We start from the raw sequence: 11,967 nt of genomic DNA on the forward strand, positions 1-11,967 counted from the left end.
GCACATCCATACCGTCCTCACCGTTGCCGGCTGTGTAAACGCGATAGGGTTCATCCTTCAGGGCTCTGACGATGGAACGCCGGATTCCCTCCTCGTCATCGATAAACAGCAAGCCGTTCATGTCGTCACCTATTCAGATCGTCTGTTTCACCGTTTTTCGCATCCATCCGGGCGCACGCCCGGTTTTCAGCAGCACCGATCAGGGGCAAGCATGCCACACAGGGGGAAAATATCAACACGGGTTGATTTCAGGTAATATACTGAGTTTTTATAAGTAATAAACCTCTGCGCGGCAAGCCGCCGGATACCGTCCGGTCGAACAGGGCCAACCCCAGGCGCTATCGAAATCGAAACGGCCTAATTTCCATTCCGATTTCGACTAGCAGCAAGCTTAAGGGGAAACCGCCTTCACCTGAAGCCGAAGGCCTGGAAGCGCCAGGGATCGCGGGTAGGACCGGAAGTCGGAACCCGGCCATCATGTTGCTTTTTCCCTGACGATCGGTTACATAAAAACATACCCACAAAACCGTGATGAAAATCCGGGCGGAGCCGTATGGTGCTTTACGCCCTGGTGCTATTGCGGCATGCTGAAGGAAGTGAAAGGGGAGGCCAATTGACCACGACACAACCGACGACCATAGGGCTTGAGGATATCGCCGATATCATCGCGGGAAAATTCAACGGTAAAAAGGCTATCACCTGCTACATCGGGTCCAATGCGGCCACCCCCACGGCCTCCATTGAGGCCCTGACCAGGGCCGTCAAAGCCCGATCACCGCAACTGCCCTTTCTCAGAATGGTGCACCTGCTGCTGCAGGGACCGGTGCCCTACGTGGAGGCAGGCCTGCAGGACCGCGTGATGGCCTACTCGATCTTTTCGGGCGATGCGGTCCGCCGTGCGGCCAACAGCGGTCTGGCATTCTATCTCCCCTGCACCCTGGCCAACATCGAAAGCCTGATCAGCAAGGGACAGAAATACCAGCCGGAAGTCATCATCATGAAGGTCAGCCAGCACCCCCACACCGGTGAATTCAGTCTGGGCCTCTCGGTCGAAGCCATCCACGCGGCCATAGACCACGCCAGCATCGTCATCGCCGAACTGGACCCCAGCATGCCCTTTACCCACGGACAGAGCACGATCGACCCCGGCTCCATCGACTTTCTGGTGAGAGACGGCGTCCAGCCGGTATACGACTTTTCCGCTCCGGATTTCGACAACCTGCCGCCGGTCGAACGCCGCATCGGCGCCCTGATCACCGAGCACTTCATCCGTGACGGCATTACCCTCCAGGTGGGCATCGGCAAAATCCCGGACGCGGTGGTGGGAACCATCAGGGATGCCCAGCCCCGGCACCTGGGTGTCCAGACCGAACTGTACGGCGACGGCCTGATGCTGCTGCAGAAATCCGGCATCGTCACCAATCGCAGAAAGTCGGTCAACATGGGATACAGCACCACCAGCCTGATCATGGGGTCACGGGAACTGTACGACTATGTTCACATGCGCTCGGGCGTGCAAATGCGGCCTTCCGCTTACACCAACTCAGCGGTCACCATCCGGGCCAACCGCCCTTTTGTTTCGGTAAACACCGCCATCGGTGTCGACCTTTTCGGCAACGTCTGGGCGGATTTCATCGACCCCCGGCAGTATTACGGCGGCGTCGGCGGACAGCCGGACTTTATCAGGGCCATCCAGGAACCCGATATCGGCACACCGGTTATCGCCATGAAATCGCTCACCAACAAAGGGAAATCCAAGATCGTGCCCACCTCCCCGCCGGGTGTCAGCCTGACGGCTTCGGCCTATGACGGCGTCGTATTGGTAACCGAATACGGTATTGCCGATCTCAGGGGCCTGTCCCTGGGGAACAAGGCGCTGGCCATCGCCAATATCGCGCACCCCAGGTTCCGTGAAAAATTTCTGCGCAAAATTTACGACGACCCGCTGTTCACAAAACCCTTCGACTTCTCCCCTGATAAAATCCCCTACGGCGTCACTCCCTATCGGGGAAATATCGGCATCGCCGAAGATTGAGCCGCGGCTGCGGAGGCATTCCCCGGCAGATAAGCGGGGCGAAACGGAAATCCCACCGTTTGGGCGAAAGTGCGGGGGAGGCGTCCACCGCGGGGCGCGGCAACCAGCATAAAGGGAGGTAATTTCCCATGGGTATTTTACAGACATTGGAAGGCATCCTCGTTCCCTCGCGAAAGGCGCAGGAAACCCGTGTCGAACTGAAAGAAATATACTGCAGCCGCAGGGACGACGGTTTTATTGAACGCTTCAACACCGCCGCCGTGGGGACAGTCTATAGAAATCCCGACGGAAGCAACCGGCAGGAAACGTTGCAGAAAATGAAACCCGGGGAAAAGGTCCGCTTGATCTGGGATGCCCGCAGTCAGGAATTGAAACCCGTGGTCTACCTCATGAGAAAGGGGCGCAAAAAGCAGTTGTTCATGCCGGATTGCTTCGGCAGACTGGGCGACAAGGTTGCGACGGACGTGTGCCGCTGGCTCGTAAAAGACAATATCGTGACCGCGGCCCGGGTGGTCAAGATCGTGGGCGGCACGCGCAAGCGCCCCAAACTGGGCTGTGTCCTGGAACTCAGCACCTACCCGGCACCCGAAAAAAGAGGGCTCTCCAAATGGCTGGCCGGTCACGGGCAGTAGAGCATTTGCCATACATACGTTCCGTTTCAACATTGGATTGGGCATACGGAACATTGTTCGGACAAACACGATAGAAGGATGTCATTCAGAAAAAAAATGGAGATCGCATGTCGATTCAGATGAACGCAACCATGGCCCTGCAGCGGTCGCACCGCAGCATCCGCAAATTCAAAGCCACACCGGTAAGCATCGATCTGGTCAAAACCATCATCGAAACCGCCCAGTGTGCCGCCACTTCCAGCCATGTCCAGGCCTATACCGTTATCCAGGTAACCGACAAGGTCGTTCGCCGTCGGATCGCCGAATTGAGCGGCCCCCAGGCATGGGTGGAACAGGCGCCGGTGTTTCTCGTTTTCTGCGCGGACCTCAACCGTCTGGAAAAGGCCTGCAGCCTGCACGGGAAAAAAATGGCCCAGGGCTTTGCCGAACAGTTTGTCGTGGCCACTGTGGACACGGCGCTGCTGGCCCAGAATGCGCTGATCGCAGCCGAATCGCTGGGGCTGGGAGGCGTTTACATCGGCGGCATCCGCAATGACCCCCAGAAAGTCTGTGACCTATTGGAAATTACGGGGAAAGCCTATCCCGTGTTCGGCATGTGTCTCGGGTATCCGGGCCACAATCCTCCCGTTAAACCGCGTCTCCCAGTGGAAGCCGTATTCAAGATCGACCGCTACGACCGTGACAACGAAGACGCCTTTTTAAGGGCTTTCGACCGTGTCACCAACACCTACTACCGGAACCGGGACATCAATCTCAAAGACCAGACCTGGACGGGCCAGATAGCCGAATTCATGAGCCGGAAGGTTCGCCCCCACATGAAGTCCTTCTTTCAAAAACGAGATTTTTTTATTCGCTAAGCATTAGATATTTTCATGGCGCCATCTCCAGATGATGGGTGACGCACTGCGGTATATCCTCAGAATGGTGGGAGACAAACAGGACCTGCGTGTCCGGCTGCCTGCCGATGGCATCGACCACGGCCAGGATGCGCTTGCGGTTGACGGGGTCGAGGCCCTGACACGGTTCGTCCAGTACGAGTATTTCGGGGGATTTTACCACCGCTCTTGCCAGCAGAATCATGCGCCGCTCGCCAAAAGAAAGCAGGTCGTAGCGCGTTTCCTTGAGCCGCCTCAATCCGAGGCGGTCGACCCAGGCCGCGGCGGCGGCCACCTGCCGTGAACCGGCCCGGCGGTAGAGGCCCACGGAATCGAAAAAGCCGGAGAGGACGACATCGAAGGCCCTGATGGGTTTGCGGTAATTGATCTGAAATTCGGAAGAAACCACCCCCAGGCGCCGCTTGATGTCCCAAATGGTTTCACCGCTGCCCCTTCTTTTCCCGAACAGGTAGATTTCGTTGGCATATGCCTGGGGATGGTCCCCGGTTATCATCTGCAGAAGGGTCGACTTCCCCGATCCGTTGGGGCCGGTTATGGACCAGTTTTCACCGCTGCGCACCGTCCAGTCCAAATTGTCGAACACGGTCCGGCTGCCATAGCGGACACACGCCTTTTTCACAGAGATCACAACCGTGCCCTCTTTCCCTCGTGAAGGCGCCGCCCCGCTCCCAACGGCGGAAGCGACCCCCGTCGCACCCTCGTCCGCGCCGTAAACCCCCTCCAGCACGTCACGGGCCAGCACCTGATGACGCGGTCCGCTGCTGAACACGCGGCCCGCTTTTAAACCGATAACATGGGAAAAGGCGGGCAGCAGGTTGCCGACCCTGTGGGTGGCCAGCATGACGCGCACCCCGGCAGCCAGCACAAGCCCGATCGATTTTCCCAGGCGGCCGCGCCCTTGTCGGTCGAGGCCCTCGAAGGGTTCATCCAGCAGAAGCAGCCCGCGGGAACGAACGATTGCCCGGGCAATGAGAATGCGCCTGATCTCTCCTGTGGAAAGAAAGCGTATCGGCCGTTCCAGCAGACGGTCGACCTCGAGCATGGAAAAAATTTCAGCTAGGGGAAGTCCCGCGGCTGCACCACCGCCTTCTCCGACGGCGGCGATGATATCCCCGGCGGTGACGTAGCTCTCGATATTGCCGCTGAAAAAGCGGGCATCGTCCGCGGCCTGCTCCCTGGCAATCAGGCGGCGATGGACTTCAAAAGACACGTATCCGATGCTTTCCGGCCGGGCCAGCTCGTGATGGCGGTGGATGGTGCCGCCCACCACCGCGGTTTCACCGGCCAGCGCCCGCATGAGCGTCGATTTTCCCGATCCGTTGGGCCCGATGACGGCCCAGTTCTCCCCATCCCTGATGGTCCAATCGGTCGCGGGCAGAATGCGCCGGTCTCGAACCCGGAGGGTGACGTTGTCGAAGGTGATAAACCGACCGGCTGATTTTTGCCGGCCTTTACCCGCACGATCGATTGAGTGCATTTAACTCACTATCACTAGGCTTTCCGCCAGATGCAGCGATTAATTACGGCCGAAGGCTACATAACGTGCGTAGCACCAGTTACATGCGTGGCATGAATGACACCTGAAGGGTAAATGACCGCCGAAGGCGAATCACACCACCGTATACCCCGGGCCGTCACCACCCTCCGGGCAGGTCCAGGTAATGTTGTCGTAGGGATCCTTGATATCACAGGTTTTGCAGTGAAAACAATTGGATGGATTGAGCTTTATCCTGATGCGGCCCGGATTTTCTTCGTCGGGCACGGCCTCGTATACGTTTCCCGGACAAAACCGCGTGCAGGGGTTGCCGTACGTTTCACGACACGCTCCGGCACAAATTGCGCGGTCGTGAATGATCAGGTGCGGGGGTTGATCTTCCCGGTGCATGGTTTTCGACAGGTAGACGCCGGTCAGTTTGTCCACCATGAGCACGTTGTCGAACAGCTCCTTCGCCGGCCTGTCGACGGCATGTGCCCTGCGGGAATGCAGCGGCTGCATGGTGCGGCTGTCGTCCCGGATAGGCATTCTATCGCGTATCCCCTTCCCCCGGGTAACGTACTGGGCGCCCAGATGCACGGCCTTGAGCACCGGCGGTTTCGAAAGCGCCTGATAAAAATTTCTCCCTTCAAAAAGCGCTGCGTGCAGCCAGCTCTCAGCAATCCGATCGTTGTAGACATCCAGCGTCTCCAGGCTGAAGTCCTCCTTTTCAACGGCCGTGACGATGGCTTCCGCCGCCAGCATCCCGGACTTCATGGCCGTGTGAATGCCCTTGAGGGCCGGAACATTGTGGAAAGCAGCGCAGCCGCCCACCAGAAGCCCCCCGTTGAATGCCGGGCGCGGCATAGTGAAGTAGCCGCCGGTGGATACCGTTCTGGCACCCTGTTCGATAACCTTTCCGCCCCGTATGATGTCGGCGACAAAGGGGTGCCGCTTAAACTGGATCAAGGGATCGCAGATGTCGAGATGCGGATTTTCGTAAGACAACCCCACCAGATAACCGATGGCGACGCGGTTGTCCGCCATTTCGTAAATAAAGCCGCCCCCCGGCATGTCCAGTTTCAGGGGATGGCCGAGCAGGTGGAGGCAGTTGAACGCTTTTTGTTCAAAATATGAACACTCCGGCAGTTGAATCACCTCTTTCATCCCGGTCTCGTAGGCCTGGGGCATGCTGCCGGAGGCAATGCCCAGGCGCCTTTCCAAATCGCCGACGAGGCTGCCGCGCGCGCCCTCCCCGAAAACGGTCACCTTGGCCGTCAGGTCGATGCCTGGCTCGTAGGTGCCCTTGCGTCCGCCGTCGACATCCAATCCTTTGTCACCGGTTCTCACACCGACGACGCGGCTCCCGCTGTCATCATAGAGAACCTCGACACCGGCAAACCCGGGAAAAATGTTCACCCCCAGTGCTTCCGCCTTTTCGCCAAGCCAGCGGGTGAATTTGGAGAGGCTGACCACCGGAAACCCCGTGTTGTGAAGATAATGGGGCAGCACGGGAATTCTGAATGCGTTTGCATGCGTCAGAAACACCAAGGCGTCTCCCTTGACGGTGGCTTCGCCGGGAAACCCCTGCTCACGGTAATCGGGAATCAGCTCCTCGAGGGCCAGGGGGTTGAGAATGGCGCCGCTGACGGCATGTGCCCCGACTTCGGCCCCTTTTTCGATCAGGGCGACTTCCAGTTCGAGCCCCTTTGCATCGGCCAGCATCATCAGCTTTATGGCCCCGGCCAGGCAGGCGGGGCCGCCGCCTACAAACAACACGTCAAAAGGGATCTCTTCACGATTTTCTGTCATTGAAGTCCATATCTCCTTTACTGCAGCCAATTTTATACCGACGTTGCAACTGCGGGGTTGCTGTGGCGTATAATACCATTTCGGATGTGCCGCATCCACCTTTTTTCGGACACCGTCGACCACCGGCGCGCGCGCCATGAGATTGGCGGCCCTCGCCGTTCCTCTCCCCCGTGGTTTCGAAACGAAAAAAATTCGGTGCCGTCTACCCCCGAAAGATTATAGCGTTTGCCCACTCCCATGTTGAAACGGAACATATATATGGCAAATGCACTAGCTGCAACCTCGAGGTTTTTACCGGTTTTCCTGTTTCCTCAGCGGGGCCGGATCTTTTCAGTCCCGTTAAACAGCGACTTTTTAATGACGGCCTTGTCGTAGGCGCCGATGATGTCCCGGCGGGTCAGCACCCCTTCGAGTTGCAAGCCGTCGTCCGGAGAAACAACCGGCATGATGGAAAAATCTTTTCGGGTAATCCGCTCCAGCGCCTCATACAGATTGTCATTGGTTGTCACGGTGACCACCGTTCTCGTGGCGATGTCCCCCGCAATGACCAGACCGTTTAAATCTTCGTTGAAAATAGCGCTGCTGTAGTCGTTGAAGGACAAAATCCCCGCCAACCGGCCCGCTTCGTCGATCATGGGAAAGCTGTTGTATTTACTTTTGGAAACCATTTGCGAAAACGGTTCCAGCCCCATGTTTTCGGACACGGTCTCCACGGAGCTGTTCATCACGTCCCCCACTCTGATGGACTTCAGTACGTTCACTTCCCGCCCTTCGTGGATGTCGACGCCCCTGCGCACCAGCTTAAGCGTGTATATGGATTCCCTGACAAATTTCTGGACGGCCAGCGAACTGATAATACAGGTTATCATCAGCGGCAGAATGATTTTATAATCGCCGGTCATTTCGAACAGCATCAGGATGGCGGTCAAGGGCCCGTGGGTCGTGGCGCTGACCACCGCCCCCATGCCCACGATGCTGTAGGCCCCCGGCGATGCGGTAACCGTCGGAAACGCACCATGCACCAGTTCTCCGAAAATGCCTCCCGCCATGACCCCGAGGAAAAGAGACGGGGCGAAAATCCCGCCCGACCCCCCCGAACCGAGAGTGACGGATGTGGCCACTATCTTGACCGCGATCAGTAACAGCATGAGCCACCAGGAGATTTTCTGTACCAGGGAGAGATCGATGGCCCCGTAGCCCACCCCGAGGATCTGCGGAAAAAGAAATCCGGTCGCCCCTAAAATCACCCCCCCCACCACGGCCGTAATGTATTCCGGTTTGGCCCAGCCATCGAACAGGTCTTCAATCCGGTATACGACTTTGATGAAAACAAAGGCGATAAGAGCGCAGACCAATCCCAGGGACATGTAAAGCGGAAATTCCCACGCGCTGACCAACTCATAGCTTGGAACGACAAAGGCCGGAAAGTCTCCCAGGTAGTGCCGTGAAACGGCCGTGGCGGTAACCGCTGAAATCACGATGGGGCTGAAGGTGGCCAGTCCGAAGTCTCCCAGGACAATCTCCAGCGCAAACATGGAGCCGGCGATGGGGGCATTGAAGGTGGCGGCGATCCCGGCCGCGGCGCCGCATCCCACCAGTGCCCGCATACGGTCGGGCGATACTTTCAGGACCTGTCCGATGCTCGATCCGATGGCCGAGCCGATCTGGACGATGGGTCCCTCCCGGCCGACCGACCCGCCGGTACCGATACAAATGGCGCTAGCCAGCGCCTTGACCAGCACCAGCCGTTTGCGAAGAAGGCCTCCCTTCAGGGCCACGGCCTCCATCACTTCGGGAACGCCGTGCCCCTTGGCCTCGCGGGCCATAAAGTAGACCAGCAGCCCCACGAAAAGTCCCCCCACGGCGGGTGCGGCGATTCTCACGAGCCACGGTACGGTCAGGACGGCGTCCAGGAGATCGTCCGTAGATCCGTATGCCAGAATTTGAACAACCTTGATAAGGTAACGGAACCCCACAGCACCTAACCCGCCTGCAAATCCGACAACAATTGCCAACAACACCATGATGCTGTGTTCACGTGTTCTCAATATTTTGAAAAATGAACTTTTTTTCAAAATATTCATAGGCATGGACAATGACAACGTTTGCCCCAGCATTGGGGTTTACCGATTCGGTGCCGGTATCGACAGCCCAGGGCAGAGGCCGGGTATGGGAAAGTTCCCCCTGAAAGCATATGAACCGCCTCCGCTGCCGATGGGTTCTTTTGATATATCAGCTTGGACGGCACGGGTCAAACGCCCTGCAGGCCGTCAAGCAGGATGTCAACAGCGTTCACGAGCTAGGGTTGCAGGGCCCGGCACTCGTTGCGCCATGGAAGGGCTTTGTTCATTGTGTATATTGCTTGGATTTTTCTCCCCTTCCCTGTATGGGGCATTAAAACCCTTGACAAGAAAACTCAGTTACGTTTTACATTTCACATGGAATCCAGAAAAGCGCATGTGCACCCCCGCATCCACGACCTGAGACATGAACTGGAAAAAGGCAGCCTCACACGCCGCCAGTTTCTACGGTATTCGACCCTGCTGGGCTTCTCCGCGGCCGCATCGGCCCATCTCCTTCAGGCGCTCCGACCGCGGAAGGCCGCGGCCGCCGCTTACGGCGGGAAGCTGAAGGTTTCAGGCATTCTCGGCAGAATCGAACACCCGGCACGGTCCAAATGGATGGCCCCTTCGCAACTGGTGCGGAACATAGCCGAATACCTCACTTACACGGACGCCGACAACATCACGAGGCCTTATCTATTGGAAGACTGGGAGGCGTCCGATGATCTGAAAACGTGGGCCCTGCATCTGCGTAAAGGCATCTTTTTCAACAATGCCCAGGAAATGACGGCCGACGATGTCGTCTTTTCCATGCAACAGTGGCTTGACAGCAAGGTCGGATCCCCCATGGCCGCCGTCATGGGTGCCTACCTCGACTCCTCGGGCATTGAAAAAGTGGATCGGTATCACCTGCGCCTCCATCTGACCCGGCCGGAACTGGCCCTTCCCGAGCATCTGTTCTACTATCCGGCCGTCATTTTGAATCACCGCACCTTCGAAGGCGATTTCATGAAAGCCCCCCATGGGACCGGCCCTTTCACCCTCGACACCTTCGAGGAAGGCAATCGCTGCGTTCTGAAAAAACGCATGAACTACTGGCAGCCCGGTCTTCCCTTCCTGAACGAGTTGGAATTCGTGCACCTGGGATTTGATGCCGCAACCCGTATCCAGGCACTCCAAAAGGGCGAGGTCGACATCGCCGACCTGAGCGGAACCGACGAACTCGACACCTTTTCCATGCTGAAGGCGGATCGCCATATTCGTATCGAACCGGTAGCCACCGCCCGGGTGAACGTGCTGCGCATGCGCGTGGACCGGGAGCCATGGCACGACAACAGGGTGCGCCGGGCACTCAAACTTTGCCAGTACCGTAGAAAAATCCTGCTCCTCGCCGGTATGCAAGAGGGGAGTGTGGGCCGGGACTGCCATGTCTACCCCGGCCATCCGGAGTATTGCCGCAAACCCGACATTCCGTACGACCCCCGCGAGGCCCGTACGCTTCTCAGGGATGCGGGCTACGCCGACGGCCTCGACGTTACCCTGACCATCGGCGACGATTGGCCGGACATTAAAAACTACGCCGAAATTCTCAAGCAGGATGCGGCCGAAGCGGGCTTCAGAATCCGGATCGAAAAAATATCCAACAAAAATTACAGGCAATCCTTCACGGAAATCGATTTGGGAATCACCCCCTGGGCACACCGCCCTCTGGGAACCATGGCTCTCAACCTGGCCTACACGGCGAATGCCGACGGAACCCCCACGCCCCTGAATGAAACCCGCTGGGTGGACGAGGAGTTCTCGCGGCTGCTGGCCGAAGCCAGCGTCACCCTGGAGGTGGAGAAACGCCGCAGAATTTTCTGCAGACTCGAGGACATCCAGACGGAAAGAGGCAGCATCGGGATTGCCTGGTGGCAAAACCGATGGAACGGCGTCCTCAAAAACGTTCAGGGGTTTCAATCTCACCCCAGCGGCTACCTGATCCTGGACCGGGTGTGGGTAAAAAAGTAGATACCCGGGCCCATAGCACCCGGCACTGGCAACCCCCTGGAAGGGGGCTTGGGCGCTTGATTATTGGACATTGCAGATAGCGGGCTGTGAGCTACGTGCTATCAGCGATGAGCTTTCCCATGGAATCCTTGAACCTGTTTACATGAGTGACGGCCGCCGTGACCACGAAAAATCTTGTCCAACAGATGCAGCACCGGGCCCAGGCCGTGCAGGCCGTTGTTCGGCGTATAAGCGACCGGCAGGCGGCCTTTCGATATGCCCTGGATCTGACCCTTGCGAGGGGCGGCCGCGGGATGGCGGTAGCGGGGTTTGAGGGTGGATGGGTGGAAGCTCGACGCCCGGCATGCACGGCGGCAGGAATCGAGCTCCTGGATACCGCTTTCAGGGACCACGCTGAAAACCTCCACACCGCGCTGACACCGGCGGACTGGGGGATTGCCGACACGGGCACCCTGGTAATCGACAGCGCCAGCGAGGATCTCCGCCTTGCGACCATGCTGGCCGAAGTCCACGTCGCCCTGCTGCCCGTTTCGAAAATCCGCCCGGATGCAGCGTCTCTGGAAACGCTTCTGGATACGGCGCTCAAGTCGGCCGCCCCGTCCTATCTGGCCTTCATCACCGGGGCCAGCCGGACCGCCGACATTGAACGGGTGCTGGCCATCGGTGTTCACGGTCCGCGGGAACTGCACATCCTTTTGATGGAATAAAATCGTACTGCTTCTTTGTGAAACGCACGGTGGTTGCCGTAAAAAAAATGACCATAAAAACCGCTCAGAATATCAGATCGTACAAGCAGCAGCTCAGGGAAGCACTGCGGGATCAATTCCTCCGTACGGCCCTGGGGAACTTCAACGCCGCCTATCGCGAAAACCGCCCCGGGGTATTCGCGGATATCGATTTCGAGAGTATTAAAAGGGAAATCGCCGGGGCCAAGGACGCCCTCCTGCCCCGGCTGCCGGAACTGTACCGGGCGTTTAAAGAACGCGCCGAAGAGGCCGGCGCCCACGTGCACGTGGCACAAGACGCCCTCGGCGCCAATCGCATT

The 11,967-nt window shown here is 58.1% G+C and carries 9 protein-coding genes; 6 read left to right on the top strand and 3 right to left on the bottom strand.

Annotated elements, in window-relative coordinates:
• Positions 1 to 613 precede the first annotated feature (613 nt).
• The 3 genes from LJE94_14030 (at position 614) to nfsA (ending at position 3,524) form a co-directional block, all read left to right on the top strand.
• Positions 614 to 2,035 carry a hypothetical protein gene (locus LJE94_14030; protein ID MCG6911226.1) on the top strand — a complete coding sequence of 474 codons (1,422 nt, stop codon included), beginning with the start codon at positions 614 to 616 and terminating at the stop codon, positions 2,033 to 2,035.
• A gap of 128 nt (positions 2,036 to 2,163) precedes the next feature.
• Positions 2,164 to 2,667 (top strand): hypothetical protein, encoded by a 504-nt coding sequence (locus LJE94_14035; GenBank protein ID MCG6911227.1) that lies wholly within the window; start codon positions 2,164 to 2,166, stop codon positions 2,665 to 2,667.
• 119 nt (positions 2,668 to 2,786) lie between these two features.
• Entirely contained in the window at positions 2,787 to 3,524 is a 738-nt protein-coding gene (gene nfsA / locus LJE94_14040; protein ID MCG6911228.1) for an oxygen-insensitive NADPH nitroreductase, read from the top strand.
• A 13-nt stretch (positions 3,525 to 3,537) separates the two neighbouring features.
• Here the strand turns inward: nfsA and LJE94_14045 are convergent, their stop codons facing one another.
• From LJE94_14045 to LJE94_14055, 3 genes are all read right to left on the bottom strand, one after another.
• Positions 3,538 to 5,040: an ATP-binding cassette domain-containing protein gene (locus tag LJE94_14045; GenBank protein ID MCG6911229.1), complete on the bottom strand. Its 1,503-nt coding sequence runs from the start codon at positions 5,038 to 5,040 to the stop codon at positions 3,538 to 3,540.
• Between the two features lie 132 nt (positions 5,041 to 5,172).
• On the bottom strand, positions 5,173 to 6,849 hold the full coding sequence (locus LJE94_14050; GenBank protein MCG6911230.1) for an electron transfer flavoprotein-ubiquinone oxidoreductase: 1,677 nt from the start codon (positions 6,847 to 6,849) through the stop codon (positions 5,173 to 5,175).
• Positions 6,850 to 7,160: 311 nt separating this feature from the next.
• Complete coding sequence (locus tag LJE94_14055) at positions 7,161 to 8,873, bottom strand: chloride channel protein (protein ID MCG6911231.1); 1,713 nt, start codon at positions 8,871 to 8,873, stop codon at positions 7,161 to 7,163.
• Positions 8,874 to 9,287: 414 nt separating this feature from the next.
• Here LJE94_14055 and LJE94_14060 point away from each other — a divergent pair, with 414 nt between their 5' ends.
• The 3 genes from LJE94_14060 to LJE94_14070 all read left to right on the top strand — a co-directional run.
• Complete coding sequence (locus tag LJE94_14060) at positions 9,288 to 10,922, top strand: ABC transporter substrate-binding protein (protein ID MCG6911232.1); 1,635 nt, start codon at positions 9,288 to 9,290, stop codon at positions 10,920 to 10,922.
• Between the two features lie 158 nt (positions 10,923 to 11,080).
• On the top strand, positions 11,081 to 11,629 hold the full coding sequence (locus LJE94_14065) for a lactate utilization protein (GenBank protein MCG6911233.1): 549 nt from the start codon (positions 11,081 to 11,083) through the stop codon (positions 11,627 to 11,629).
• 47 nt (positions 11,630 to 11,676) lie between these two features.
• Positions 11,677 to 11,967 (top strand): (Fe-S)-binding protein (locus LJE94_14070; protein MCG6911234.1); only part of this gene is annotated, 291 nt, incomplete at its 3' end.

Source organism: Deltaproteobacteria bacterium (assembly GCA_022340465.1).
GTDB lineage: Bacteria > Desulfobacterota > Desulfobacteria > Desulfobacterales > B30-G6 > JAJDNW01.

Bases quoted from the DNA above. Each gene is read 5' to 3' on its own strand.
- LJE94_14035 (MCG6911227.1), top strand. From the start codon at position 2,164: ATGGGTATTTTACAGACATTGGAAGGCATCCTCGTTCCCTCGCGAAAG.
- nfsA (MCG6911228.1), top strand. From the start codon at position 2,787: ATGAACGCAACCATGGCCCTGCAGCGGTCGCACCGCAGCATCCGCAAA.
- LJE94_14045 (MCG6911229.1), bottom strand. From the start codon at position 5,040: ATGCACTCAATCGATCGTGCGGGTAAAGGCCGGCAAAAATCAGCCGGT.
- LJE94_14050 (MCG6911230.1), bottom strand. From the start codon at position 6,849: ATGACAGAAAATCGTGAAGAGATCCCTTTTGACGTGTTGTTTGTAGGC.
- LJE94_14055 (MCG6911231.1), bottom strand. From the start codon at position 8,873: ATGGTGTTGTTGGCAATTGTTGTCGGATTTGCAGGCGGGTTAGGTGCT.
- LJE94_14060 (MCG6911232.1), top strand. From the start codon at position 9,288: ATGGAATCCAGAAAAGCGCATGTGCACCCCCGCATCCACGACCTGAGA.